Annotated in this window: 31 protein-coding genes; 9 read left to right on the forward strand and 22 right to left on the reverse strand. The window is 59.0% G+C overall.

Annotation, left to right across the window (positions count from 1 at the left end; genetic code table 11):
* Positions 1 to 20 precede the first annotated feature (20 nt).
* The 5 genes from PSFL_RS27875 to PSFL_RS27895 all read right to left on the reverse strand — a co-directional run bounded on the left by PSFL_RS27875 (position 21) and on the right by PSFL_RS27895 (position 5,784).
* A complete protein-coding gene (locus tag PSFL_RS27875; protein WP_115127810.1) occupies positions 21 to 2,108 on the reverse strand; it encodes an LTA synthase family protein in 2,088 nt (695 codons plus the stop codon).
* Between the two features lie 392 nt (positions 2,109 to 2,500).
* Positions 2,501 to 2,692, reverse strand: a complete 192-nt coding sequence (locus PSFL_RS27880; protein ID WP_015885097.1) for a PLDc N-terminal domain-containing protein — start codon at positions 2,690 to 2,692, stop codon at positions 2,501 to 2,503.
* 67 nt (positions 2,693 to 2,759) lie between these two features.
* Positions 2,760 to 3,290, reverse strand: coding sequence for a hypothetical protein (locus PSFL_RS27885; protein ID WP_397470697.1), 531 nt, complete (start codon positions 3,288 to 3,290; stop codon positions 2,760 to 2,762).
* A 41-nt stretch (positions 3,291 to 3,331) separates the two neighbouring features.
* Positions 3,332 to 3,847, reverse strand: coding sequence for an ankyrin repeat domain-containing protein (locus PSFL_RS27890; RefSeq protein WP_057440749.1), 516 nt, complete (start codon positions 3,845 to 3,847; stop codon positions 3,332 to 3,334).
* Between the two features lie 110 nt (positions 3,848 to 3,957).
* Positions 3,958 to 5,784, reverse strand: coding sequence for a long-chain-acyl-CoA synthetase (locus tag PSFL_RS27895; RefSeq protein ID WP_397470698.1), 1,827 nt, complete (start codon positions 5,782 to 5,784; stop codon positions 3,958 to 3,960).
* 350 nt (positions 5,785 to 6,134) lie between these two features.
* Between PSFL_RS27895 and PSFL_RS27900 the strand changes: the two genes are divergently transcribed.
* Positions 6,135 to 6,413 carry a DUF3509 domain-containing protein gene (locus PSFL_RS27900; RefSeq protein WP_029300345.1) on the forward strand — a complete coding sequence of 93 codons (279 nt, stop codon included), beginning with the start codon at positions 6,135 to 6,137 and terminating at the stop codon, positions 6,411 to 6,413.
* Positions 6,414 to 6,465: 52 nt separating this feature from the next.
* Here the strand turns inward: PSFL_RS27900 and PSFL_RS27905 are convergent, their stop codons facing one another.
* The 4 genes from PSFL_RS27905 to aroC form a co-directional block, all read right to left on the reverse strand.
* Positions 6,466 to 6,777 carry a response regulator transcription factor gene (locus tag PSFL_RS27905; RefSeq protein WP_081044200.1) on the reverse strand — a complete coding sequence of 104 codons (312 nt, stop codon included), beginning with the start codon at positions 6,775 to 6,777 and terminating at the stop codon, positions 6,466 to 6,468.
* Between the two features lie 212 nt (positions 6,778 to 6,989).
* Positions 6,990 to 7,535 carry an acireductone dioxygenase gene (locus PSFL_RS27910; protein ID WP_169961206.1) on the reverse strand — a complete coding sequence of 182 codons (546 nt, stop codon included), beginning with the start codon at positions 7,533 to 7,535 and terminating at the stop codon, positions 6,990 to 6,992.
* Positions 7,536 to 7,581: 46 nt separating this feature from the next.
* On the reverse strand, positions 7,582 to 8,730 hold the full coding sequence (locus tag PSFL_RS27915; RefSeq protein ID WP_057440740.1) for an MFS transporter: 1,149 nt from the start codon (positions 8,728 to 8,730) through the stop codon (positions 7,582 to 7,584).
* A gap of 10 nt (positions 8,731 to 8,740) precedes the next feature.
* Positions 8,741 to 9,832 carry a chorismate synthase gene (gene aroC, locus PSFL_RS27920; RefSeq protein WP_057440738.1) on the reverse strand — a complete coding sequence of 364 codons (1,092 nt, stop codon included), beginning with the start codon at positions 9,830 to 9,832 and terminating at the stop codon, positions 8,741 to 8,743.
* A 142-nt stretch (positions 9,833 to 9,974) separates the two neighbouring features.
* Here aroC and PSFL_RS27925 point away from each other — a divergent pair, with 142 nt between their 5' ends.
* Together PSFL_RS27925 and PSFL_RS27930 are read left to right on the forward strand one after the other, a co-directional pair.
* Positions 9,975 to 10,937: an alpha/beta hydrolase gene (locus tag PSFL_RS27925; RefSeq protein ID WP_169961205.1), complete on the forward strand. Its 963-nt coding sequence runs from the start codon at positions 9,975 to 9,977 to the stop codon at positions 10,935 to 10,937.
* Between the two features lie 100 nt (positions 10,938 to 11,037).
* Positions 11,038 to 11,841, forward strand: coding sequence for a hypothetical protein (locus tag PSFL_RS27930; protein WP_115127806.1), 804 nt, complete (start codon positions 11,038 to 11,040; stop codon positions 11,839 to 11,841).
* Between the two features lie 137 nt (positions 11,842 to 11,978).
* Here PSFL_RS27930 and prmB read toward each other — a convergent pair whose 3' ends face one another.
* Positions 11,979 to 12,887 carry a 50S ribosomal protein L3 N(5)-glutamine methyltransferase gene (prmB, locus tag PSFL_RS27935; RefSeq protein WP_057440732.1) on the reverse strand — a complete coding sequence of 303 codons (909 nt, stop codon included), beginning with the start codon at positions 12,885 to 12,887 and terminating at the stop codon, positions 11,979 to 11,981.
* Between the two features lie 239 nt (positions 12,888 to 13,126).
* On the opposite strand from prmB, the gene PSFL_RS27940 reads away from it, so the two are divergent.
* From PSFL_RS27940 to PSFL_RS27965, 6 genes are all read left to right on the forward strand, one after another.
* Positions 13,127 to 13,717: a cysteine hydrolase family protein gene (locus PSFL_RS27940; protein WP_057440730.1), complete on the forward strand. Its 591-nt coding sequence runs from the start codon at positions 13,127 to 13,129 to the stop codon at positions 13,715 to 13,717.
* 140 nt (positions 13,718 to 13,857) lie between these two features.
* Positions 13,858 to 14,178, forward strand: a complete 321-nt coding sequence (locus tag PSFL_RS27945; protein WP_057440727.1) for a hypothetical protein — start codon at positions 13,858 to 13,860, stop codon at positions 14,176 to 14,178.
* A 76-nt stretch (positions 14,179 to 14,254) separates the two neighbouring features.
* Positions 14,255 to 14,812: a Smr/MutS family protein gene (locus tag PSFL_RS27950; protein WP_057440725.1), complete on the forward strand. Its 558-nt coding sequence runs from the start codon at positions 14,255 to 14,257 to the stop codon at positions 14,810 to 14,812.
* Positions 14,813 to 15,151: 339 nt separating this feature from the next.
* Positions 15,152 to 15,508 carry a hypothetical protein gene (locus PSFL_RS27955; protein WP_397470699.1) on the forward strand — a complete coding sequence of 119 codons (357 nt, stop codon included), beginning with the start codon at positions 15,152 to 15,154 and terminating at the stop codon, positions 15,506 to 15,508.
* A 159-nt stretch (positions 15,509 to 15,667) separates the two neighbouring features.
* Positions 15,668 to 15,907: a hypothetical protein gene (locus PSFL_RS27960; RefSeq protein ID WP_397470700.1), complete on the forward strand. Its 240-nt coding sequence runs from the start codon at positions 15,668 to 15,670 to the stop codon at positions 15,905 to 15,907.
* 252 nt (positions 15,908 to 16,159) lie between these two features.
* Entirely contained in the window at positions 16,160 to 16,636 is a 477-nt protein-coding gene (locus PSFL_RS27965) for a hemerythrin domain-containing protein (protein ID WP_397470701.1), read from the forward strand.
* Positions 16,637 to 17,088: 452 nt separating this feature from the next.
* Here the strand turns inward: PSFL_RS27965 and PSFL_RS27970 are convergent, their stop codons facing one another.
* The 12 genes from PSFL_RS27970 to PSFL_RS28025 all read right to left on the reverse strand — a co-directional run bounded on the left by PSFL_RS27970 (position 17,089) and on the right by PSFL_RS28025 (position 25,722).
* Positions 17,089 to 17,352 carry a DUF1652 domain-containing protein gene (locus PSFL_RS27970; RefSeq protein ID WP_397470702.1) on the reverse strand — a complete coding sequence of 88 codons (264 nt, stop codon included), beginning with the start codon at positions 17,350 to 17,352 and terminating at the stop codon, positions 17,089 to 17,091.
* A 182-nt stretch (positions 17,353 to 17,534) separates the two neighbouring features.
* Entirely contained in the window at positions 17,535 to 18,032 is a 498-nt protein-coding gene (locus tag PSFL_RS27975) for a DUF2514 family protein (RefSeq protein ID WP_397470703.1), read from the reverse strand.
* A complete protein-coding gene (locus PSFL_RS27980) occupies positions 18,032 to 18,457 on the reverse strand; it encodes a cell wall hydrolase (protein WP_397470704.1) in 426 nt (141 codons plus the stop codon). The genes PSFL_RS27975 and PSFL_RS27980 overlap by 1 nt, the downstream gene beginning before the upstream one ends.
* 59 nt (positions 18,458 to 18,516) lie before the next feature.
* On the reverse strand, positions 18,517 to 18,771 hold the full coding sequence (locus PSFL_RS27985) for a hypothetical protein (protein WP_397470705.1): 255 nt from the start codon (positions 18,769 to 18,771) through the stop codon (positions 18,517 to 18,519).
* Positions 18,768 to 19,067: a hypothetical protein gene (locus PSFL_RS27990; protein ID WP_170042754.1), complete on the reverse strand. Its 300-nt coding sequence runs from the start codon at positions 19,065 to 19,067 to the stop codon at positions 18,768 to 18,770. Before PSFL_RS27990 ends, PSFL_RS27985 begins: the two co-directional genes overlap by 4 nt.
* Positions 19,067 to 19,606 (reverse strand): hypothetical protein, encoded by a 540-nt coding sequence (locus PSFL_RS27995; protein ID WP_397470706.1) that lies wholly within the window; start codon positions 19,604 to 19,606, stop codon positions 19,067 to 19,069. Before PSFL_RS27995 ends, PSFL_RS27990 begins: the two co-directional genes overlap by 1 nt.
* Positions 19,607 to 19,628: 22 nt before the next feature.
* On the reverse strand, positions 19,629 to 20,282 hold the full coding sequence (locus PSFL_RS28000; RefSeq protein ID WP_170045048.1) for a hypothetical protein: 654 nt from the start codon (positions 20,280 to 20,282) through the stop codon (positions 19,629 to 19,631).
* On the reverse strand, positions 20,282 to 20,599 hold the full coding sequence (locus tag PSFL_RS28005) for a hypothetical protein (RefSeq protein ID WP_346342844.1): 318 nt from the start codon (positions 20,597 to 20,599) through the stop codon (positions 20,282 to 20,284). The genes PSFL_RS28000 and PSFL_RS28005 overlap by 1 nt, the downstream gene beginning before the upstream one ends.
* A gap of 8 nt (positions 20,600 to 20,607) precedes the next feature.
* Positions 20,608 to 24,279, reverse strand: a complete 3,672-nt coding sequence (locus tag PSFL_RS28010) for a phage tail protein (RefSeq protein ID WP_397470707.1) — start codon at positions 24,277 to 24,279, stop codon at positions 20,608 to 20,610.
* Positions 24,280 to 24,338: 59 nt separating this feature from the next.
* On the reverse strand, positions 24,339 to 24,950 hold the full coding sequence (locus tag PSFL_RS28015) for a tail assembly protein (protein ID WP_397470708.1): 612 nt from the start codon (positions 24,948 to 24,950) through the stop codon (positions 24,339 to 24,341).
* A 62-nt stretch (positions 24,951 to 25,012) separates the two neighbouring features.
* Positions 25,013 to 25,414, reverse strand: a complete 402-nt coding sequence (locus tag PSFL_RS28020; protein WP_248135838.1) for a hypothetical protein — start codon at positions 25,412 to 25,414, stop codon at positions 25,013 to 25,015.
* Entirely contained in the window at positions 25,390 to 25,722 is a 333-nt protein-coding gene (locus PSFL_RS28025) for a hypothetical protein (protein WP_397470709.1), read from the reverse strand. Before PSFL_RS28025 ends, PSFL_RS28020 begins: the two co-directional genes overlap by 25 nt.
* Positions 25,723 to 25,734 lie beyond the last annotated feature (12 nt).

Genomic DNA, 25,734 nt, shown 5'->3' on the forward strand with positions numbered 1-25,734 from the left:
TCTTTTTTATTGCCGGGCGATTAGTCCGGCTTGCCGTCTACCACGCCTGCGGTGTTATCCAGCAGGCTCTTGGTCGCGGTTTGCAGGAACGACTCAAGTTTCTGCTTGAGTTGCGCCTCATCCGCCGACTCGGGAATTACCTTGCCGGTCGGGTTGGCGCCCAGTTCGTATTGCCACAGTTTCGGTGGCATTTCCTTGGGCAGTACCAACACACGGTCGGCAGTGAGCAACGCCACGGTCTGGTCGCTGCCCGAGGGCTTGATCACGCCAAAGCCCTTGTCGCCTTCCGGCAAGTTGAGCAGGTCGCGGCCCCAGCACTGGTGGCGGGTTTCACCGCCCAGGCGGCCCATGATGGTCGGCACGATGTCGATCTGCGTGCCCACGGTGTGGTCACGCACGCCGAACTTGTCCTGCACGCCCGGTGCGATCAGCAGCAGCGGCACGTTGAAGCGCCCAAGGTCCATTTCGGTGATCTGTTGCTCGTTACCGAAACCATGGTCGCCGACGATCACAAACAGGGTGTCCTTGAAGTACGGCTCCTTACGGGCCTTCTCGAAGAACTGGCCCAGGGCCCAGTCGGAGTAGCGCATGGCCGTCAAATGCTCGTTGAGACGGCCACGATCAGTCACCGGCTCGACCGGCAACGGCGTCGGCAAGGCGTACGGCGTGTGGTTGGACAGGGTTTGCAGCAGGGCGTAGAACGGCTTGCCGCCTTCGCGCGCCTTCAGCTCCTGCAGGCCCCGGTCGAACATGTCCTGGTCGGACACGCCCCAGGTCGGATCGGAGAACACCGGGTCGACGAAGTCATTGCGGCCAATGAAGTTGGTCATGCCCTGGTTGCTGAAGAAGCCCGACTGGTTGTCCCAGGCGAAGTCGCCGTTGTAGACATACACGTCGTCAAAATCACGGGCGCTGAGCAACTGCGGTAAGCCCGACAGCTTGTGGCTGCCTTCCGGGGTCTGCATCAGGTATTCGAAGCCTGGCAGGTTCGGGAAGCAGGCCATGGTGGCGAACATGCCCTGGTGGGTATGGGTGCCATTGGAGAAGAAACGGTCGAACAGCAGGCCTTCCTTGGTCAACTCGTCGAAGTACGGCGTGATTTTGCCGCCACTGCCCAGGGCGCCCACCGAGTGACCGGCGAAGCTTTCCATCAGGATCACCACGACGTTCTTGATCGGCAGGGTCTTCTCGGCCGGCGGCGTGAAGTCACGGCGCACGGCGGCAGTGTCGGTATCCACCAGTTTTTCGTCAGGCAGCACCAGCATGTCACGCACGGTCTGGGTCGCCAGCGGCTGCTCCAGGGTGGCTTTCCAGACGTTCTCACGGTGCTCGGAGAAGCGCGCCTTGGCTGCACCGATCAGCGACAACGTACCGTTGAGGCCCAGGTGGTTGGCGAAGTTCGAGTCGGTGGTGTACACGTCACCCCAACGCAGTGGCGGACCCTGACGCAGGGTGCCACGCGCGGCGACCACGGCAATCAGCAGGCACACCACGAACACCGCGATGCGGCTGTACCACGGCGCGACCTGGCGGGTGCCGACAGTGCCACCGCTGAACGGGCCACGGGGGCGCGTCGCACGGTCGGCGCCCTTGAAGGCGATGCTCAGGATAAAGGTACCGACGGCCCAGCCCAGCAGGTAGCGCACCACCGGGAAACCGTACCAGAGCATGCTCATCACGGTTTTCGGGTCTTCCTTGACGTACTGGAAGACCAGGCCGTTAAGGCGCTGGTGGAACTCGCGGTAGAAGTCCATCTCCATCAGGCCAAGGAACAGCGCGATGCTGGAGACCACGGTCAGCCACAACCGGAAGAACCCACGGGCGGCCATGGCGCGCACGCTGAACAGGGCCAGGATCAGCGGGATGCTCAGGTACACCACCAGGCGCAAGTCCAGGCGCAGGCCATTGACGAACGCTTCAAGGAAGGTCGAGGCCGGGGTGTCGAGCATCATGTCGCTGTTGTATACCAACAGTCCCAGGCGCAGCAGGGAGAGCATCACCATCATGACCAGGGCGCAAAGCAGCGTGTAGGCCAGGTGGGACTTGACGGTCGGTTGCAGCAGACGAGTAGAAGCTCGCTGCTGATTCAGGGCGTCCGGGTTTGCCATGTTGTTTGAGGACCCATTGGAAGTTTAAGTGGCGAAAGAATGCAGCGGCGTCCTGCCCCGGCCAATAAAGGCTCAGGGTCCAGGGTATTACGCGGTGGGCAGATGGTGCCCGATCAACGTCGGCAACGCTATTGATTACTCATTGCACAGCGCTCCTGGCGGCACAGACGGGCCTTGGCAGGAAAATAAGCGAGGGAATTGTCTTGGATGAAGTGTGAAAATTTTGTGCAGCGAATATCTAGACACAAAAATCTACAGAACACGCCGCAAACAAATGTGGGAGCGAGCTTGCTCGCGATAGCGGTGTGTCAGCCAATCAATCTGGTACTGATACACCGCTGTCGCGGGTAAGCGCGCTCCCACATTATTTATATGCTTGTGCCCGCAGAGGATCAGAGCCGCACGTTGCCCCGTGGCCCGGCGATGGCCCAGATAATCAGGCCCAATACCGGCAACAGCAGGATCAACAGGATCCACAACACTTTGGCCCCGGTGCTGGCGCCGCTTTTGAACACGTTGATGATCGCCCAGATATCCAGTGCCAGGATGATCAACCCGATCAGACCATTAAATGTGGAACCCATGGTGTCGCTCCTAAGTGAGGGCTTGCCTGTTTAGGATAGCCAGCCCTGGCCAGGGTTCCGTTTTATTTCAGACGTGGACGGCAATGCGCAGGGCTTCCAGGGACGGTTCGCCCTTGATCCCGACTTCGGCACACAATTCCAGCACCCGTGGCACGTCATTGCCATAGACCAGCACGGCCTGGATTTCGTCATCGAGCAACTGGCTGAAATTCATCAGGGTGTAGCCGCCGTTTTCCGGGTTCATGGCGCTGAGCTGGATCTGGATGCGATTAAGGGCCGTCAGCGCCTCGGTCTTGGCCAACTGCTTGGGCTTGAGGTTGAACGCAACGTCGGGACCAAAGGAGGCGACGATCTGGGCGAACAGGTCCTGGTAGGTGTCGGCCTGGAACAGCACCGTTTCCGGCAGGCTGCCGACCACAATCCACTCGCCCAGCGGGATGGGGAAGGTGTCGTCGTAGTTGATATCAGGGTTGGCCGCCAGGAACCCATCGGCATCGGCGTAGGCCTGGCTGGCCTCATCGGCGATCCGCACGATCTCGGCGTCGCCCAGGCAACCGGAACTGATTTTAGTGATGAGTTCGACGAGCGCGGTGTTCATGGGCGAATCCTGTGGCGAGGCTGATTTTGAGGGCGCAAAGCCTACACCAGTTTTTGCAACTGCGCCGTCGTATCCGCTGCCCCCATGGTCTGGGCCGCCACCAGGGCCGTTACCCCCTGGGCATCCGTGGCCTTGGGGTTGGCCCCCACACTGATCAGGTACTCGACCATTTCGGTGCGGTTGAACATCGCCGCCATCATCAGCGCCGTGCGGCCATCGGCAGAGGCGCCGTCAACCGGGGTGCCGCCTTCAATCAACGCCTTGACCACCGCCAGGTTGCCCTTGAACGCTGCACCGGCAATCGGCAGTTGGTTCTTGTCGTTGGCGATCTGCGGATCGGCCTTGAATTCCAGCAGCACTTTCACCGCCTCGGCGTGCCCGTGATAGGCGGACAACATCAACAAGGTATCGCCATTGTGATTGCGCAGATTCACCGGCAAGCCCTTGGCCAGCAGCGCAGCCAGCATGGCGGCATCACCGCGGCGGGCCACGTCGAAGACCTGCTCGGCAAATTCGGCGGCTTCTTCTTCGGTCATTTGTTTGGCTTGATCAGACATCTGCGGCTCCCTGTGGGGTGTGGCGTAAGGCCGTCAGTTTCCCGAGCAGCGCCGCGCCTGTCACCCCTTTTTTGCCGAAAGCCACGATAGCCAGGTTCTATCGAGCCGCCCTAGTAGCGATATTTTCCACTCTGGATATCCGCCAGCACCTGCACGGTCACGGGCACATAGGTATCGCTGCCCGGTAACCAGGCGTAGAGCGGATCGTCCCCCACCTTGTGCGGGTCGAAGGCCTCTTCCTTAAGACGGACCTTCTGGTACTTAAAGGTGCCGGTGGTTTCCATCTTCACCTTGACCCGCAGGAACAGCGGCACCGCATAGGCCGGCATCTGGCTCTGGGCGAATTGCAGCAACGCCTGCATATCCAGGGTGGCCAGGGATTCGGACGGGGTAATCGCCGCCATCCCGGCGCGGCCATTGGTGTTGGCGATTTCCACGCCGTAGGCCACCGCCTCGGTGATCTGCGGGTGCTGCATAAAGATGTTTTCCACCTCGGTGGTGGAGACGTTCTCGCCCTTCCAGCGATAGGTGTCGCCCAGGCGGTCCACGAACTGCGCATGGCCAAAGCCAATGCTGCGCAACAGATCGCCGGTGTTGAAGTAGCGGTCGCCCTTTTCGAACACGTCGCTCAAGACCACCTTGCGGTTCTTTTCCGGGTCGGTGTAGCCATCGAACGGCGCCTTGTCGTCGATCCTGGCCAGCAGCAGGCCCTGGCCGCCCTTCTGCACTTCACGCATAAAACCATTGCTGCCACGGATCGGCTCGCAAGTGTCGTGGGCGTAGTCCACCAGCGCCCAGTGCATCAGGGAAAAGCCGATGGTGTTGTCGAAATTCAGCACGTTGGTGAAGCCGATATTGCCGTCACTGGCGGCGTACAACTCGCAGATATGCCCCACACCAAAACGCTCCTTGAACGGCCCCCACACTCCCGGACGCAAGCCGTTGCCGATCATCTTCACCACTCGGTTGTCGCGGTCGCGCTCGCTGGGCGGCTGGTCCATCAGGTAGCGGCATAATTCGCCGACATAGCCCAGGGTGGTCGCGTTGAATTTGCGTACATCGTCCCAGAACTGGCTGGCGCTGAATTTGCGGCGGATGGCAAACCCCGACGCGCCGGCAATCGCCGAGCCCCAGCACACACAGAGCCCGGTGGCGTGGTACAGCGGCAGAGTGCAATAGACCACGTCCTCCGGCCCCATATCCAGGGCGATGGTGCCGAAGCTGGCCGAGGATTTCATCCAGCGCCCATGCTTGAAGATACCGGCCTTGGGCAAACCGGTGGTGCCGGAGGTGTAGATATAGAAGCACGGGTCGTTGAAGTAGATCTGTTGGCTGCTGGCCGGGTTATCCGTGGAACAGTCTGCGCTGGCGGCTATCAGGTCGATATAGCCCTGGGGCACAGGCGCCACCTGTTGATCGGCGACATACCAGGTGCGCTGCGGATCAATCGCCACCTGCTCACGTACCGCGTCGTAGGCGTCGACCAGTTCGGCGCCGACCACAATTGCCACCGGGTTGACCAGGGTCAGGCTATGCACCAGCACCGCCTGGGTCTGCGCGGTATTGAGCATGGCGCAGATGCCGCCAACCTTGGCCACCGCCAGCACGGCCAACAGCAGTTCGGGACGGTTTTCAATAAACAGCGCGACCACATCACCCTTGCCAATGCCCTGGGCCTGCAGATGATGGGCGATGCGATTGGCGTGCTGGTTGGCCTGGCGGTAGCTGAGCACCTGGTCGCCAAACAACAGCGCGGCGCCTTCGGGGTTGCGCTGGGTGGCCTGTTCGAAGGTCCAGCCCAGGCCGCACGGCTGGTCGGGGTCAGTGATATTGGCGACACGGATACCGCGCACCAACCGTGGCAGGGCCCGAACAATGGTCGGCACCTTACGCAACATCATGCCGAGGGTAATCATCTCGCTATGGGGATTGCTCATGCACAGAAGTCCTTTTTCTTATTATTCGTAGGGTCCACGGGCCTTCATGCGGTGTAGGACCATTCCTGAATGCCTTGCAGGAAAATACGCCAGCCATTCCTTGGCTGTACACGCGGGATTTGCAATGTTTTGTATCCCAGGCACCGATGACGCACGATACCGTTCGTCATCGCCCAATAGCGCAAAATGCAGGATGCACGATGGCCATTCATGCATATTGCACGAAAGTGAAAAGCTCTATTTTTTGCAAGCTATTGATTTATAAGGTCTTTATATAAATCGCGATACTGGCACAATCACTGCACCTATCACTCCATGCCGCACAACACGAGCCAATGGAGCCGATAGACATGAGCCTGATCCAAGATAAATTCGCTTCTGTATTCTCCAACTACGACGTCACCACCCAGGCACGTCCTGACGGTGGGATCCTGCTGACCCTGCGCAACACCGAAGGCAAGCAGATCAAACGCTCGATCTCGTACCAGCAACTGCACACTGCCGACCAACTGACCTGGGTCATCAGCGCTATCCGCCGCGACCTGGCAGAACAAGCCAGCGAGTTGCCGCAGATTTCGATGCTGCAAAGCCAGCACCGCTTTGCCCTGCCGACCTACCATTCGGCATAAGTACCACTGCGTTTCCCAGGGCCGTGAAGCCGTTGCGCTTCACGGCCCTTTTTTATCCGCACAACCCGCGCCTGATCGCTTCACTCACCGCCTGGACCCGGTTATTGACGTGCAACTTGCCGTAGATATTGCGCAGGTGAAACTTCACCGTGGCCTGTGAGACACAGCGAATCCGGCTGATCTCCCACACTGTCTTGCCCTCCGTGGCCCAGCGCAGTATTTCCAACTCCTTGGCCGTCAGTGGCTTATCCGGCAACGACTGTGCGTCGCCTGCCCTGTCGTCGCACGCCTGCTCACAAACATCTGTTGCCACACTGACCGCCGGCCCAGGTACGGATGGGGTGGGCTCCTCTGGACTGCTCATGCTGCCTCTCCCTCTCGTAGTGGTTTGCACTGTCAATATTCGGACAACTCCTATTGACAGATAGGTACACAGCGACGGGAGAGTTACATAAAGCCAAGGGTTAACACATCGACCCTCAGACAAATAGCTGGAACTTACAAACTATAGAGTCCATTCCCACAAACTTATCCAACTTGAGCATATTGAATAAGTTTGCGGATAGTGAACTAAGGTCAATCATCCAGCCCCGGGAAACCTTGGGCGATCCCGCTGCCGGTCACTTGCGCCTCAGCCCCGGACGCCGTCTGGAACAGACTGATCGCGACCACACGCGGCTCCTCCCCCAGGTCAAACCAGCGTGGCATGCCGGCCGGTATGCGCAGCAGGTCGTGTTTTTCGCAGAGCACCGTGTAGACATAGTCGCCGATATGCAGGCCGAGCAAACCACGGCCGGCGGCGAACAAGCGGATCTCATCAGCCCCGTGGTAATGCTCATCGCGCAAACCTGCGGCAAGGGCAACCTTTTGCGGGTGCTCGCGGTTCACGCTCAACACTTGCACCTGCGCGTAGCCCTGTGCCGTCATCCAGCTGTCAATTTGCGCTTGGTACGCCGCCGTCACTTCGGCGGCACTGGCGCCGGCCTCGACACGGGTGCTGGCCTGCCAGCGTTCGAAGCCCACGCCCTGCTCGGCCAGGGTCGAGGCAATATCGTCAGCGTGGGTCAAGACCTTGTTCGGGGTGTCCGGGGTAGAAAGGTGATAAACGCAAAGAATGCTCATAAAAGGGGTCCTCGGGCGGTAAGAGTCTGCAGATGATGGGCCGGGCTCACGGCTGCTCCTCGGGCAAGCGCAGCGCCATGATCAACGCGGCGGCCAGGGCCGCGAGGCTGGCGATACTGAAGGTCAGGGTCGGCCCCAACTGGTTCCAGCTGTACCCGGAATACAAGGCGCCGAGCGCGCCGCCGGTGCCGGCCAGCGCCGCATACAAGGCCTGGCCCTGGCCTTGCTGGCGCGCACCGAAGCTGCGCTGCACAAATTGAATGGCCGCCGCATGAAAGCTGCCAAAGGTCGCGGCATGCAGCACCTGGGCGAGCAACAGCACCCACAGGAATTCGGCGAATGACCCCAGCAACAGCCAGCGTAACGCGGCCAACAGGAAACTGGCCACCAGCACCCGGCGCACCGAGAAGCGCGTGAGAATCCGGCTCATGGCCATGAACATCAACACCTCCGCCACCACACCCAAGGCCCACAGCAGGCCGATCACACCGCGGCTGTAACCGAGGTTTTCCAGGTGCAGGGTGAGGAAGGTGTAGTACGGGCCGTGGCTCATTTGCATCAACGCGACACAGGCGTAAAACGCCAGCACGCCAGGGCTGCGCAGTTGCCGCAGGAAGCCGTCGCCGGCACCGCGACCACCGGTGGCAGCCGGCTGGGCATTGGGCACCCACCAACTGGCACCGATGATGCCGGCCATGATCAACACGATCGCCACCGGGTAGATGTCCAGGCTCAGGGCCTCGAACAGGCGCCCCAGGGCGACGACGGCAAGGATAAACCCGACGGAGCCCCATAAGCGGACCTGGCTGTAGCGCGAGGTCTGACCTTGCAGGTGCGCCAGGGTGATGACCTCGAACTGCGGCAGCACCGCATGCCAGAAGAACGCGTGCAGGGCCATCACCAATGCCAGCCAGGCATAGCTCTGGCTGACAAAGATCAGCGAAAAACTGAGCAGCGTGCACACCGCGCCAAACCGCACAATGGCCAGGCGCCGCCCGGTGTAGTCACCCAGCCAGCCCCAGATATTGGGGGCCACGCAGCGCATCAGCATCGGGATTGCGACCAACTCGCCAATGCGCGCGCTGGAGAACCCCAGATGATGGAAGTACAGCGCCAGGAACGGCGCCGTCGCCCCCAGCAGGGCGAAATAGAACAGATAGAAGCTGGAAAGTCGCCAGTACGGGAGCGCTGTCACGGTCAGACCGTCACAGCTGGCCCAGCACCGGAGTAGTCACGCGCACATCGGCATTCTGCCCACGGTGCCGCAGCAGATGGTCCATCAGCACAATGGCCATCATTGCTTCGGCAATCGGCGTGGCGCGGATGCCGACGCAAGGGTCATGGCGGCCCTTGGTAATCACATCCACCGGGTTGCCATGCACATCAATCGAACGCCCCGGCGTGGTGATGCTCGAGGTCGGCTTGAGTGCCAGGTGCGCCACAATCGGCTGGCCGGACGAGATACCGCCGAGAATGCCACCCGCATTGTTGCTGACAAAACCTTCGGGGGTCAGCTCATCGCGGTGCTCGGTGCCGCGCTGGGCGACACAGGCGAAGCCGGCGCCGATTTCCACGCCCTTGACCGCGTTGATGCTCATCAGCGCGTGGGCCAGTTCGGCGTCCAGGCGGTCGAAAATCGGCTCGCCCAGGCCCGGCATCACCCCTTCGGCGACCACAGTGATCTTCGCGCCCACCGAATCCTGGTCGCGGCGCAACTGGTCCATATAGGCTTCCAGTTCCGGCACCTTGTCCGGGTCGGGACTGAAGAAAGCGTTGTCTTGCACGCTGTCCCAGGTCTTGAATGGGATTTCGATCGGGCCCAGTTGGCTCATATAGCCACGAATCAGGATGCCCTGGGTTGCCAGGTACTTCTTGGCAATGGCTCCGGCGGCCACGCGCATCGCGGTTTCCCGCGCCGAACTGCGGCCACCGCCACGGTAATCGCGCTCACCGTATTTATGGTGGTAGGTGTAGTCGGCGTGGGCCGGGCGGAACAGATCCTTGATCGCCGAGTAGTCCTTGGACTTCTGGTCAGTGTTACGGATCAGCAGGCCGATGGCGCAACCGGTAGTGCGACCCTCGAACACGCCAGAGAGGATCTCGACTTCGTCGGGCTCCTGGCGCTGGGTGGTGTGGCGGCTGGTGCCGGGCTTGCGGCGGTCGAGGTCGCGCTGCAGGTCGTCCAGGGACAGCTCAAGGCCGGGCGGGCAGCCGTCGACAATGGCGACCAACGCCGGACCATGGCTTTCGCCCGCGGTGGTGACAGTGAACAGCTTGCCGTAGGTATTGCCGGACATGCAGAGCGCTCCGTGAAATCAGTTGAATCAACTCAACCGTGATAACTAAGCGCGCCAGTATACGCAGGCTCACCCAGTAGTTCATCCTCGAAACCTTCCCGGTAGACGTTGGTCCAACCGGCACCTTCCTCATGATGGCGCGATGATGCTGCGAGTTTTGCTGTTTACCCTCACCCTGTTCTGTAGCGTCGCCCACGCCGCCAGCCCTGTCGTACTGCAACGGCCCATCAGCCTGGACACCGGCAGCGGCGAGCTGTTTGGCTCATTACTGCTGCCCCAATCCGACAAACCCGTGCCTGTAGTGCTGATCATTGCAGGCTCCGGCCCCACCGACCGCAACGGCAACAGTGCCGAAGGCGCGCGCAATGACAGCCTCAAGCGCCTGGCCTGGGTGCTGGCGCGCCATAACATTGCCAGCGTGCGCTACGACAAACGCGGCGTGGCCGCCAGCCTCAAGGCCACGCCAGACGAGCGCGACCTGACGCTAGACGCCTATGTGGCCGACGCCGTGGCCTGGGGCAAATCGCTCAAGGCCGATCCGCGCTTCGGGCCCCTGGTGGTGCTGGGGCACAGTGAAGGCGCATTGGTGGCTGCCCTCGCCGCCCCTGAACTCAACCCCGACGGGGTGATTTCCCTGTCCGGCAGCGCCCGCCCGGTGGACCAGGTGATTCGCCAGCAATTGGCGGATCACCTGCCGCCGGCCCTGCTGCTGCGCAGCAATCAGATCCTCGACCGGCTCAAGGCCGGCCAGGTGGATGCTGATGTGCCGGGCCCGCTGCAGGGTATTTTCCGTCCCAGCGTGCAGCCGTACCTGATCAGCCTGTTTCGTGCGGACCCCGCAGCGGCGTTCGCCCGCCTGACAATGCCGGCCCTGATTGTCCAGGGCACCACCGACCTGCAAGTAGGGGTCGCCGATGCCCAGAAGCTCAAGCAGGCCAAACCCGACGCCGAACTGGCGGTGATTCCCGGCATGAACCACGTCATGCGCATCGTGCCCAACGATGTGAAGCAGCAGTTGAGCTCCTACAACAATCCACAATTGCCCCTCGCCGATGCGCTGGGTAGGCGTCTGGTTAGCTTTATCGACGGACTTCGCCACCGATAACCCACTATTTACCCTCCAGTCCTGGAAAGAACGGCCGATAAGCACAAGGTCGACAGCAAAAAGCCTGTCGACTAGCTGGGCTTGGACAGGATCGCGCCGAATGACGAACACCGAAGCAGTACCACAACCTCCCGCCGAAACCACCGCCGACACCGAAGCGGCGGCTGCGGCTGCGCTGCCGTGGGCAGAGGTTGAGGCCGAACACTTCAAAATGCTGCGCCTGGCGCCCTTGGCCACCGATCGCGCAACCGGCGCCCGTCCCTTGCGCTTTGTGCAGTTTGGCTACGCCGAGCGCAACAACAAGGACCACAGCCTGCTGCGCATGGTCATCCAGTTGCCTGCCCAACGGGTGCGGCGCGAACAGAATCACCTGGATGTGTGGGTCGATCATGCCACCCACCGCGTGCACTTCGGCCCAAGCAACAGCCTGGAAATCGAACCCGCGAACCGAGGCCTTGGCCGCTTCCTGGTAGCCCAGGGCGCTGCGTGGGCAAAAAAGAAGTGGTCGCACTATCGCGTCGACGGCGTCGACCTGGCGAACAAGGACGCGCTGAACGAAGCCACGCGCCTGCGTCGCGACCACTTTTTGCGGATCCAGGGTTTTGATGTGGCCTATGCCGATGTCCAGCACCTGAAAGGCCATGTGCAGCCGGGCAAGGTCAGCGAAGTGCTGGACAGCTGGAACACCGAGAAGGTGCAGTTCGTGGAAATCCTCGAAGCGGCGCAAATGCTGCAACAGGCCGAACAAAACCTGGCCGAGCAGGAAGTGAAGCTGCGCCACGAGGAAGAAAAGGTCATCAAGTTCAAGCGCGAGGACAGCGGCTTGCGCTTCACCATCACCTGCCTGGTGGCGTTTACCGTGTTCCAGGCGGGATTATTGATCTGGATTGCGACGCATCGCTGACCACTCGGTTTCTCTGAAAAATCCAAATCAAATGTGGGAGCAGGCTTGCTCGCGAAAGCGGCGGATCAGTCGGTACGTGTATTGACTGATCCATCGCTTTCGCGAGCAAGCCCGCTCCCACATTCAGTTCCGCCTGATCAGACGCGAGAGGCAAACACCGCCTGATGGGCCCGGCACTGCTCCGCCGTCAGCATGAATACGCCATGCCCGCCGTTCTGGAATTCCAGCCAGGCAAAATCCACTTCCGGGTACAGCGCTTCAACGTGCACCTGGCTGTTGCCCACTTCGACAATCAGCAAGCCCTTCTCGGTCAGATGATCGGCCGCCTCGGCCAACATCCGGCGCACCAGGTTCAAGCCATCGTCACCGCAGGCCAGGCCCAATTCGGGTTCGTGCTGGTATTCATCGGGCATGTCGGCAAAGTCTTCGGCATCGACATACGGCGGGTTGGACACAATCAGGTCAAAACGCTGGCCGGGCAAACCGTCGAAGCCGTCACCCTGCACGGTGTACACGCGTTCGTCGGCGCCATGGCGCTCGATGTTCTGGTTGGCCACTTCCAGTGCTTCGAAGGACAAGTCCCCCAGCACCACTTCGGCTTCCTGGAACTCGTAGGCGCAGGCGATGCCGATGCAACCGGAGCCGGTGCACAGGTCAAGGATGCGCGCCGGCGGCTGGGCCAGCCAGGGCTCAAAGCGGTTTTCGATCAACTCGCCAATCGGTGAGCGCGGGATCAGCACGCGCTCGTCGACGATAAACGACATGCCGCAGAACCAGGCTTCTTTCAACAGGTAGGCCGTGGGCACGCGCTCGTGGATACGGCGATGCAGCAGACGCTGTACGTGGGAAATCTCTTCTTCTTCGAGGTTGCAGTCCAGGTAGCTGTCGGCAATTTCCCAAGGCAGGTGCAGTGCACCCAGTACCAATTGCCGGGCTTCGTCCCAGGCATTGTCCGTACCATGGCCAAAAAACAGGTCTTCCCCATGGAAACGGCTGACAGCCCAACGGATATGGTCGCGCAAGGTGCGCAGGCGGGAAGTGATCACGGGGGCAAGCTCCAGGAAAAAACGACTGGCAATTCTAACAGCCTTAAGCTGTACGGACGATGTATGAAAAACTGCGACGGCGCGTCAGACTCAACCTGATTCAAGGTTTTTCTGCTATACCGCTGTCCCTCTTGACATGGCTGTAGGCCAACAACGGCGCACCTTACGTTAGTAGCGATTCACAGAACCGCTCAGCCAGAGGACAATGTCGCAAAAGCCCCACTCACAGGAGCCCCAGAATGTCCGTTCCAAAGACGATGTTTCAACTCAGCGGTCGCGGTTACGCACCGGCCAATTTGAGCCACGCGACCCTTGTGATCATCGATGCCCAGAAAGAATATTTGAGCGGCCCGCTCGCCCTGTCGGGCATGGACGCCGCCGTGGAAAACATCAAGCAACTGAGTGCTGCCGCCCGCAAGGCCGGGCGCCCGATCGTGCATGTCCGTCACCTGGGCACCGTCGGCGGCCTGTTCGACCCTCAGGGCGAGCGCGGCGAATTCATCCCCGGCCTGGAGCCGCACGATGACGAAACCATCATCGGCAAGCTGCTGCCCAGCGCTTTCCACGGCACGCAGCTGGAAAAAACCCTGCAGGAGCTGGGCTCCCTGGACTTGATCGTCTGTGGTTTCATGAGCCACTCCAGCGTCAGCACCACGGTGCGCGCAGCGAAGAACCTGGGCTTTCGTTGCACCCTGGTGGAAGACGCCTGTGCCACCCGCGACCTGCCTTACAAGGGCGGCATCCTCAGCGCCGAACATGTGCAGCAAACGGAAATGGCCATCATGGCCGACAACTTCGCCACCCTCGCCTTGACCCAAGATCTGATCTGATCGCCCTGTTGATGAGCGGCGCGGCCACCTCAGGCCCCGCTCATCCGCTAAAGCCTGTCATTTACCGCAATTGCCTCCCAGCCCGGAACAAGTTGTTTATCTTCCGGTCGAAGGGCCGATACCCTGGAGGAAAGGTCGGAATGAAGATATCCGATGGTTTTGACGCTCGTCGCTTGCGCCCCAAGGGCCCGAGCAACTGGCGTCTGCGCCTGGGCGTAGCGTTTGCTGCGTTGCTCGCGCTGTTTGGCTTGCTGCTTTCGTTGGCGGGTGCAGCCGCGCTGCTGGGCCATTCGCCCGCGCTCGGCGAGCTCAATACCAGCCCCGGCGGCGCGGCGCTGCTGTTGGCCGGCGGGCTGTTGATCCTGTGGCTGGGAATTTGGTGGTGGCGCCGTTGCCGGCGCCGTATGCACCAGCCGCTGTCGCTGAACATCGCCTCGCACCTGATGAAAAAGCACGATTGAGGGAACACTGATAGCGTTTTGTCCCGCATCAACCGCCTCGATTTGGGTAAACTGCCCGCCCTTCGCGGAGGCTGACATGCAAGACGACGATTTTTCCCTGTTCAAAAACGAGCTGCGCGGTGTCAAGCCGATCAAGCACGACCGCGCCGACACCGGCAAACCCAAGACCGACCGCGCACAGATCGCCAAGCTGCGCCAGGCGGCCACGGTGCGTACGGATGCCACCACGGTGGACGGTCTGTCAGACCAGTTCGTGATTGACGTCGGCCCCGAGGACGAGTTGATGTGGTCCCGCGACGGGGTCCAGGAAAGCCAGGTGCGCAAGCTCAAGGCCGGACAGATCCCCTTCGAAGGCAGCCTCGACCTGCACGGCATGACTGTGGAAAAGGCCCGGGAAACCCTCTGGGCCTTCCTGGCCGAAGCCACCAAGTTCGAAATCCGCTGCGTGCGCGTGACCCACGGCAAGGCCGTGCGCCTGGACGGCAAGCGCCCGATGATCAAAAGCCACGTCAACACCTGGTTGCGCCAGCACACCCAAGTGCTCGGTTTCACCTCCTGCCAACCGCGCCATGGCGGTGCCGGGGCGGTGTATGTGATGCTCAAGCGCACGATGCTCGAAGGGCGTGACGAGTAACCCACGCTTGCAGCGATCTGCCGGCCACCGTACCCTTGCACTTTGCGAAAATCCCACAGGTAGTTTCATGTCCCTGGAACAGAATTACACAGCGATTTTCAATGGGTAGTGGTAAGTAGTAAAAGCCAATGAATCCGGGGGTTTGCTCCCTCAGAAACACCCGGATTTACCCTGGCAAACACGGTCATTGGTACAAAAAGTGGTACAAGATTAATCCCCTCCCCCGGCGTCCTGCCGACCGAACACCAAACCAAAATCCCCTACAGCTCGTCGCCTCACATCGCACAACCCGCAAACCTCGATTACTGTATGCACATACAGCATTTGGATCACCCCACAATGAATATCGACGAAGACACCTCGACGTGGCTTGGGTGCCCTACGCCCCTGGAAATGTACAAGCACCAGTGCGCGCTACTCGAGGACGAACTCACAACCGCCTATCGCCTGCTGAGCAAGGCGCGGGCGAACGTTGCGGGACTGGTCCAGATGAATGACCTGCTCGCCACCGGAAAAGCGTCGGCAGAGACGGCGCTGAGGGACGCCCTTGAGCGCATAGCGGCGATGGGCAATGACCAGACTGACAAGAGAAGCTTTCGAAGTGTCGACCTGGTGACCGATCAACGCGACCATCTCTTCAGGGAGAATCAGCGGCTGCTGCTGGAGTTGAAAGTATTGAGGAGGCCACAGCCCTGACATACGCCTGGCACGCCCGCAGCACGATCAATCCTTGATCGCCGGCATAGTTGATGGCGATAATTCGTTGAGCGGGTGCTGGGCGGGAGTATGTTTCTCAGTTCCGTCCATATTCGAGGCCTATTAACTAGATGAATTTTCTGCCAGGGAAGCAGCCATATGCCCTTCACCAAGCCCAACCAGCAACTTCACCGAGACCTGAAAGAGGCTGCGGCCCTGCTAAAGTGGTCAGGCGTTGACTTGATGCAGGCTGCAGTGCGACTGTCTGAGGCCGATCAGGAAGATGAGGCGAAGGTGTTGCTGACAATAGCGGCGAGCTATCAGGCTGCTGAAGACAAACTGGTGGGGTACGCGCATGAGGTGAGGTCGGGAAAAGTAAATCGAAGCAAGCCCGAATAGGCACTGGCCTGACCAGACGCAATTCTATATCCATCAATCTCTAAAAATTTTCCCACATGAAGCCGTGGCGTTATGCATCACGCTCTATGCTTGTTCGGGCAGTCTGCATGACTGCTAAACGCCACCACAGAGCGTATCTTACTGACTTATATGAGCTTGGGAATTTTCTGAATTTGGCATGGCAAATGCGACACCCTTACGGACATTGCCGACAGAGACCGGCAAAAAATAACCGTGATAGTGAGGTAGCAAATGAACGCCATAGACCTTCTCAAAGCCGACCACGAAAAAGTAAAAGCCATTCTTACCCAGCTTAGCGAATCCACAGAACGCGCAGTAAAGAAGCGTACTGACCTGTTAGACAAGCTGGAGATGGAGATTTCTATCCATACGCAGCTGGAGGAACAGATCCTCTATCCCGCCTTCAAAGCAGCTGGCGGCAAGGATGAGGCCGAGATGTACTACGAGGCCAAGGAAGAGCATCGAACAGTCGATTCCCTGGTGCTTCCCGATCTGAAAGCGACGGATCCAACCACGCCCGAGTTTGCCGGCCGTGTGAAGGTCGTAAAGGAGCTCCTTGAGCATCACATCGAGGAAGAGGAAACCGAAATGTTTCCAAAGGCGAAGAAACTTCTTGGCAAGAGTAAGCTCGATCAGCTCGGCGAGCAGATGCTGGAGTTGAAGGCGACGCTGAAAAAGAGCTTGAGCGCTTCCAATCTCGCGGCCTAACGTTCCGCCGCCCTAGCAGCCCCTGCAAACAAGCCCGGCCCAGCGCCGGGCTCCTGTTACTAGCGCTAAATCAATGACCGTTTTGCCACTATTTACAATCCCGGTAGAGCAGCTACGCTTCAAAACTCAAAACTCAAAACTCAAGACTTTGAATTGAAGGAACGGCCCCGTGGACACCCTTAGCAAGATGGAAATTGAAACTGCCCTTTCCATTCGCCTGCCAAACTGCGTGATTACTTGCATTTTAAGTACTGATCGCATGCTTTCGATAAACGCAACAGGCCCGGAGGGAGATCAGTTCACAGCGGTGAACATCGATCGGACTCAGTACCACGGGGAGGCAGGTATCAATAGGCTAGTCCGAGAAATTCTTCAGGAGATGGTGCTGTCGAGACGGAATTCCCGGCTTGATGTTTCGAGAAAGTTTGGCTAGGAGTAGATCACCCTACCCCTCACGTAATTTTCCGCTGGTATCGCTGTACAGGTAGAGTCGATAGCAATCTTGCCTCCTCTTTGACTTCCATAACCAGCCTCGCTATCGCTCGGCTCGATGTTAGGCTCTGAGCGTCAATACCGGTTACCGTCAACTCGACCTGATGCGTCGTAGGATTGATCAGTCGAACTGTCAACGTTTGATTGACGTCTACGTCACAAATACAACAAGCTGGCAAAAAGGATGTTTCTAAAATGTGTCTCAACTCGAGGAAAGAAATCATCACGCATCTCCATCCGATGATTTATTTTTATGCGTTAGGTTGCTGTACCTAGGCTCTTTCAATTTAGTCAAAGCTGCGCCGCCCAATGTTCATTTTTTCGCCGAGTGTTAGGAAGATAATTTTTGCTTAGGCAGGTCTTGCTCCGAAGCGAGACAACCCTGGGCCCGCCATGCGAGGCTGTTTCATCCGCCTCGAACCCTGAGACTTTCGTAACTTCGCTCGCAAGCCAGCCCAGCTATTCGGGCTCGGTCATACGCTGCTGCCAGATCTCCCGCTCTCTTGTCAGCCCGCTGGAACAATTCGGAGAGCACCATTGCGGCGCGGGTGGCTGACGCGCCTCGCTCGGCAGCTCCGGGATCGCCGCAGACAGCGGCGGCGAATTTGCCGGCTTCAACGTGCAGCCGCTCGCCAGCAGCATCAGCAGCACCAGCATCCACAGCTGCCGCCTTGTTCTGTTCTCGCGCATCACTCGCTTCCTTATTCACTGCCGATTGGCGGCGCTGTTCTTCGTGGCGGGCTGTGTTGCCAGCCTCGGTTAGAGCGATCGCCTGGGCTTTGCCGATCTCTGCCAGTTGTTTTCCGTAGCGCCACTCCTGAACCAGCCAGGTGACGCCGGCGGCGCTGGCCATCAGCACCAGGATCAGCGCCACCAACCCGGCCAGCTTCTGCACGGGCGTCATCACCGCACACCCTTGAAAAAGACGTGCTGTCCGAGGCGCAGTGTCTGCTTGGCCTTCGCCGCCCAGGCCGGGGCCTTGGGCATCGTGGTTGCGTAGTAGTGCGTTGCGCCGCCGGTTGGATCCGGTACCGCGCCAGCCATCACCTGGTCAGCAGCACGCTGTGCCTGTGAGAACTGCGCGGCCGGGATCGGCTTCGCGCCGCTGAGGTAGGCGTAGTTCGGGTCGTTCTGGTTCCAGCAGCTGAACTGCCATGGCTTCAGGCACACGCCGGCGTAGCCCTCCCCCCACCAGGACTTGGCCTTACCGTCGAACACGCGGTTGCGGATGGTCCAGGCCACGGCGACCTGACCGGCCAGACCCTCGCCACGGGCTTCACCCCAGAGCGTGCGCGCCAGGATGTCCCGGTCTTTTTCGGAAGTGGTCATGCTTTTCTCCAGGCAAAAATAAACCCGCTCGATGGCGGGTGGCGGTGTACAGCTAAAGCTCAGGCGCTCACGGTCTCGGCGGCGGCTGGCAGCGGGAAGCGTTGCTTGATCGCCGCTACGGATGCCAGCCACTCGGTGTAGTCGGACTCCAGCCCCTGGCTCAAGGCATCGTAGTCAGCTTCCAGGCGCAGCGGATCCGACTCGGAGAGGTACGCCGCCCGACGCGAAGCCAGGGCAGCCTCCAGCGCCTCGCGCTCACGCTCTTGCTGCAGCTGCTCGGCCGTCTTCATCATGCTGTAATCGATATTGCTCACTGGGGAAGCCTCACATTGCCATCAGGCGGATTGATGATGTCGGCCGGGTACAGCGCCGCTGCCGTTGCCTCGGGCCCAACCGGAAAACGAATGGTGATAATCAGCTCACCATCTACGCGGCGAACAGGTTGAGAGATCCACGTCCCGGAGATAGCCTCCATCGGAAGCGTAGCCCCTTCCGGAAGGGGCCTGAAGTCGTAACGCTCACCGTTGATTGTGAGTACGTCGCTGCGCTTTTTGATTTCAAGCGTTGCAGATGGATCAATCGGAGAGTATGGAGACAGTTTAATAATCATTACTTCCACCTTCCCATTGCGATGTACCCGACCATGTAAGTGTTGTTTTCTCCGGAAGTAATCTGCAATAAGGCTTGAGTACCGCCTATGGCCGTCCCGGTGAACCGCTTAACAGTAGTGCCATTACCGTCAGAAACAGATGGATACTCAAGCGTCGGCACAAGCGTCGGAGTCTGGATAAAATCAGCCGGAAAGGTTGGGTAAAAATCCGCCCTGACATTTGCAACAACAAAAACAGACATCCTTGTCCCAGTACAAAACATCGTGCCATCGGGAAACTTGACGAACGTACCGTTGGCATTACTACCCCACACAATGGGATCAGAAATACCAAGTGCAGCTTTGGCCCCTGCAAGACTGTTAGCCCCCGTGCCGCCCTTCGATAATGGGAGAGCTCCAGGAAGGGCGCCGCTGCCGTCAGCACCAAGCGCAACGTAAAGCTCTTGCGTCATATCGTTAATTTTTATGTTCGCAGAGCGCGTAGTATCGCCCCCTGCACCGTTCGGCAATGCGCCGAGGTTAATTGCCTGTCTGGCCATGAGTGGGTTCTCTTGATCTAATTTAAGAAGTTGGCTTCGCAAAGACTACCGAGATGTACTGCGCGGTCGGCAGGTCTACTCCCGTAGCTTGAATCACTAGCCTATTCCCGCCGTAATCCCAGACCGCTTGGACTACGCCCTGTCTTGATACAGTGCCCGCCATGTCCATGGCGATATTGTTTAAAAGCATGTAGTCGCCAGTGTTTATCGGTGAAAAAGCGGACCAGCTATATCTGTAAACTCCTGGCTGTGTTTGCTCTGCCCCGAGGTAGCTCCAAGCGGATATGGTGCGCGTGAATTGCGCGCAAGGCGTCCCGCTATCAAAAATAATCTTGGAGGTCGCATCCCATAGCCTTAGACCGTAATCAGCAATTGGCGAGGACTTGAATGCAGCGATAAACCACTTCCCGCTGGAATGACTTCCCTTCAGGGTGTTGAACCTAAAAGCGTGCCAGTTCCCTGGCTCGCCTTGCACCAGGCAGAATGCAAAGTAGTCATCTTGATCTGGCCTGACAAAAACTAAAGGGGGCTCATCGGTTGTAATTACACTTGAAAATGCAATCCCTATCCCGCCGCTTCCGCCCCATGTGCCGCTATCAAGAATTACAAGTCTTGCGAATTCAGAGTCAAGCGTTACTACGTTGTCGTTGTTTGTGAATGTAAGGCCGTACGTCATTACCTATACCTCATGACTATGAGTCTCTGGGTAGTTGTTCCGGTCGGCCCCGTAGTTGCTGCTGGGCTTCCGAAAAAAACCCTTACATATCCCTCGTAGACGTACGGAGTGAAAGCTATTGCACTTACCTGCTGCCCAGTAGTTAGGTAAGGGACCACAGGGATACACACGCAAGAATCCTTACTTGGCGTAACCCCGGATATGGGTATATCAACAAAGCGCCCAGCTGTTTTTGGTACGAGCGCCGAATAAATAACCCTGACAGTAAAGGATGTTTCATCCAGCTGGAGGGCTCCGTCAGCCCCCCATATCCGCATACCGAAACTCATTCCGATAGGTCTCCTAGCTGTACCCTTTTTTGTCCAGCTGCGTCGTATACGCGCAAAGATCTGTTGGTCATGGTCATCCGTCCTTGCCCTGGAACAGATCCGTTGATTTCAAAAACACCGGTCTTGCTCAGTCGCCATCCAGTCGAACCCGCAACGTAGTCATCAGACTGAATGTAAGCCCCGATTTTTGCATTGGTGATCGTGCCATCCTGGATAAACGCGGCTTTAATGAACGTCTGACCGCCCGTTACAGCAAACGGAATTGTGCCGCCCTGCCCAATGGCGAACATGTCCGCGTCGATAATGAACTTGGACTGTAAGCCGCCAGGGCCGTTTTCTAGGCCGAGCCCCACACCGGCATATTTGTATTCACCTGTAGCCGAGGTGTATTGCAGGCGCACCGACCAACCTAACGAGACTTTGCCGTCGATTGTTTGGATGGCCTGAGTGTTTTGCGCAATCGAAGCATTGGCCCCATTGAGATTGGTTTCTACGGTCGTAATTTGCTGGCCAAGCACCCCATCTGCCGCTACCCGAGCCGCCGTTTCCGTTTGTATAGCGGTAGAGTTGCCCCCAACTTGCGAGCCAAGAGTAGTGATTTGCTGAGCCAGGGCAGTGTCAGCAGAGACTCGCGCCGTGGTCTCGGTTGATATCGCGGCGGTGTTGGCATTTACCGAGGCTTCAACCAAGTCAGTGCGCTTGCTTTGAGCATAATCACCCTCGGCAATCGCAGACCATACGGACCACACGCCCGCGCTGACAGTGTTGTCGCCGGCGTTGGTGGTCGTGTCGCCTGCATAGGTTGGATTGACCTGAGCGTAAACCCCGTCAACCTTTTCAGATGTTGCAACCAGCTTGCCATCTACCTCGGCGATATCCAGGGTGTTCTGGTGAACCTCGCCCGCAAGTGCATTGGCCTCTTCGAGAGTTGAACCGATGTCCTTCCACGGTGCTGCCGGAGGAGCGATCCCCACAGCTACCGGCCCCTCTGCCTGATAAATCCGCTGTCCTTGGCGGACCATATCGCCTTTAACGTAGGGTTTCTCAGGGTCGTATGCCAGAGCATCGGTGAAGTCTTGAACAGCCTGATCGATCCTCGCGTTGACGGATCCGGGGCCACTACCGTCGATCAAGTCGATTCGGTCGTTGAGCTCTTTGCTGATAGCGCTCTCGTCAACTTTCCCTTTGATCTGCTCAAGAATCGGCCCGGCATCAGAACTGGCCTGACCCATCACGCCATTACCGATCGGATAGAACGGTCCCACGTTGCCGGTACGATCCACCAGGCGCGCCCAGAAGAACAGGGTTGCACCAGCCAGCAGCGATTGCATGCGATAGTCAGCCTGAGGGTATGCCAGGTCGGCCAGCTTGGTCGACGCGCCCAGGTCGTTCGCAGGGCCATACCAGACCTCGGTACGCTGGGTGTCTTCTGCACCTGGTGGGAAACCCCACTTGATGCTGATCCCGAACAGTTCGCTGGTTGTGGTCAGGAACGCCACCGCCGGCGGCAGACCGACCTTCCCCTCCAAGTTGGTAAGGTTTGAGTTCTTCCAAATCGAAGATATCTCGAAGGAGCTCACCGAACGCACGCGGGCGATGTATGCGCCCGAGTAAATTCCGGTGACATCGACACTGGTGGAGCCGGTGCGCTGCACTTTGATCCAGTTTCCGCTGTCCTTGCGCCACTCCACGTCATACGCGACCGCGCCAGCAACGGCGGGCCAGGAGATGTTCATTGTGCTGATGGCCAGGCCCTGATCCACGGAGTAGTTCGACGTGATGTCGACGCTCGCGGGGGCAGGAACTACGGTGATAGGCACAACGCTGATTGGCCGCTCTTCAAGGCGCGCGCCGGTGTCGATGTGATCGAACTTGCTCGGGTCGTACTGCACAGCCGAGATTTCAAACACGCCAGGCTCCGGCCGCGCCACGCTAACCACGCGATAAAGCGGGATAGCCAGGTCGTCAGCATCCAGCGCCCACACCAGTTCACGCTCCGGCGGCACGGAATAAGCCACGGTCACGGTGAGCTGCCGGCCACTGACCATCTGAACGGTGCGCCCCTCGCACTTGCCGTCGGGCAGGTTGAGGATCAGCCGGTCACCGGGCTTGGCATGGGTGTCGCGGTCCAGGGTGATGACTTTGCCGCTCACTGCGGAGATACGTCCGCCCACAGGCCGTCCAGCGAGCAGTTCATCCGCAATCGGAATCACGTAGCCAGGCAGTGGAATGCGCCCGTCCAAGCCTACCTTGAAGGTGACCGCACGGTCCTTAGAGTTGGTGAGCAGCGCCCACTTCCCTCGGCGCTGGGCCTCGGATTCGCGGGTGCAGCCGATTGCACTGATCTCCAGAGGGTTGTCGCCATATCGCCGCTGCAACTTCTGGTCAGTGACGGCCGTGACGTCAGTGTCATAGTTATTTGCTGGGTTGTCGTAGCTGATCAGCGCCCGGGTGTAACGGGTGCGCTCCGACGCGCTTGAGTAAGTGAACTTGCCGTCGATGACGTTCGCCCGGGTATAGGCGAAGTCGAAATCGGTAGCGCGGGGCATATCCGACAGGGTGAACACTTGGCCTTGGGCCCAGTAGGTCATGCCTCGATAAATCGTCGATATGTCCTGAAGCAGCGACCAGGCGTCGGCTTTGCCCTGAAGGTTCAAATTGCAGATGAATCGCGGCTCCTGACCACCTTTCCCGTCCGGCACCAGTTGGTCGCAGTACTGCGAAATGCGGTACAGCTCCCATTTGTCGACCATCCAAGGCTTGATGCGGCGGCCGAGGCCGAAGCGGTCGGCGGTGGTGATGTCGTAGGTCATCCAGACCGCGTTATCGGTCCAGGCCTGCTTAAACGTGCCGTCCCACACGCCTGAGTAGGTGCGCGATACCGGGTCGTAATTGCTCGGGACCTGCAACTTTTTCAGTTTTGTTTCGATCGTGACGGCCGGGATGCTGCGGAACTGCTCGGCGGAGAACTCGATGTAGAGCAGCGCAGTGTTCGGGTAGCGAATCTTGGCGTCGATCACCTCGGTGAAGCCGGCAATCTGCATCGTGTCCGCGATCTTGTTGTTGTTCTGGCTGGTGGTCAGTCGCGTGATGCGCATCAGCCAGCCGGTGGTCGCCTTTGGAAGATCAATACGGCGTGTCCGCTCGTACAGGCTGGTGGTCTTGCCGTCGACAGCCTCGCTCAGCACCTGCTGATAGGCACCGCCATCGGTCGCCAGCTCAACCTTGTATTCGATCCGGTAGCCATTGACGTTTCCGCCAGAGTCCACGGACTGAAGCGCAGGCCACGCAAAACGAACGCGCACAGCGGAAAGCTGGGTATTGCTGATGGCTCGGACCCATGGCGTACCGCTACGCAGCTCGGTGCTGATTGTGGTCTCGTTCTCGATCGAGGGGATGCCCTGGATATAAGCCTGGTCCACGGCCCCGGTGCGCCACTCCCACTTCACGTTCGGGAAGTTCATGTTGCCCTGGGGATCTTGCAGTGGCGTGTTGTCGAGATAGATGTCCTTGGCAGTTGGCGTGCCTTCGAACTCGCCCTCGCCTACAGCGATAAGCATTTTGGCAATGGCGACCGAGCGCAGACTATCTGGGGCTTCCGTTGGCGTTTTTGGTTTCTCTTCGCCACCCTTGGCGCCGTGGATATCGATCTTGCGTGCTGCGCCCATGCTTTCCTCCAGGCAATAAAAAACCGCCTCTTGGGCGGCTGCGGTTTTGCGGATGACAGCTACATCTGGTCTTCGGCGTAGATCGCGGCGCTGATGATCGCGCCGCCCACCCGCCGCTTGCCGTAGCAGAGCGGTACCGGGTTGCCAGATGCAGTGGTGTTCTTGGCGCTGCCGAAGGCGTAGCCGGGGGTGTTCTCTGGTGCGGCGCTGGTCTTAAGGCCGCCGGCCTGTGGGCTGAGCATTTGAATCACACCGCCCAGCACCATCGACCCGCCCATCATGATCAGGGCCGAGCCAAAAGGCGCACCTGCGCCAAAGGTGCCGCCGGTGATGACGAGGCCGACGACGATCAATACTGCGCCGATAATGGCCTGCAGTGCCCCGCCTCGCTTGCTGCCGGTGATGACTGGAGCGATGCGGATGTCACCCTCCCCCGTGAATCCAAGTTCCTTTTCCGCCAGATTCGTCTTGCCGCGAAAAACGGCGAACTCGATCCCTTTGGATTTTGCGTTGGATAGGAAGCGCTCAAAGCCTGGAATTTGAACGCACAGAGCTTTCACCGCTTCGGCGGGAGACCTCACAGCCATTCGGAATGAGCGCCCAAACTGCCGAAGCTGGCCGTAGAGCAGGATTGTGGTCATTGGCTGATAATTGATGGAAAGTGCCGCCATGTGATTTTCTCCAGGCAAAAAAAAGACCCGCCGAAGCGAGCCTTGAACAATTTGATGTGTCGCTACAAGCAGCCTTGCAGCGCGGTCAATCGTTTATTTGCGATCCAATTACCCACAACGACGTAATACTTCGCCTCTGAGCCGGTGCCCTTTGGCTGGATATCAACGAAGTACTGAGAGCCCTCAGTGAATACCGTATATCCGGTGTCACGCCCCGGCTGAAGCGTTGCGCCAGGCGCGCCGCCGAAGATCGGCTGGTTCTGCCATTCGTACTGAACGCACTTTGCCAGCGCGGCGTCGGCCTTTTTCGAGCTCATTACCTTGTAAGGTCCGCTCTGGCGCGCCTCATTCATCGTGGGCGCCATGCACCCCGCGAGCATCGCCGCCGACGAGCAAATAATGAAGGCCAAAACAAGCTTGCGTACCGAGCCCAGAGCCCTCATTTGTCTTTCGCCTTCAGGCATATAGAAAACCATTTATTTTCAAATTCGCTTACCGCCCTTTTTTGGTTTTCCTCCGTACGGAAGGCCGAAGTGCTGTAAGCGTCCTTGATGACTTCTGCCCCAAGCGCGTCGACAGATGGGTCTCCAGCAGAGGCTTTCATCATTTTGGCCATTGAAACTTCATTCTGCCTATTTTTCATAATCGAAGCGGCCATCTCTGAAACGGAAGTGCAATAACTGAGCGTTTCATCGGATGGTTTTGCAGCAAGTGCAACGCCTGAAGACAAAACAAGCGCCACCATCGCTGTACCTGATAATAAAATCCGCATGTCGTTCCCTCG

The sequence above is a fragment of the Pseudomonas sp. DD1 genome (assembly GCF_044510355.1).
GTDB lineage: Bacteria > Pseudomonadota > Gammaproteobacteria > Pseudomonadales > Pseudomonadaceae > Aquipseudomonas > Aquipseudomonas shahriarae.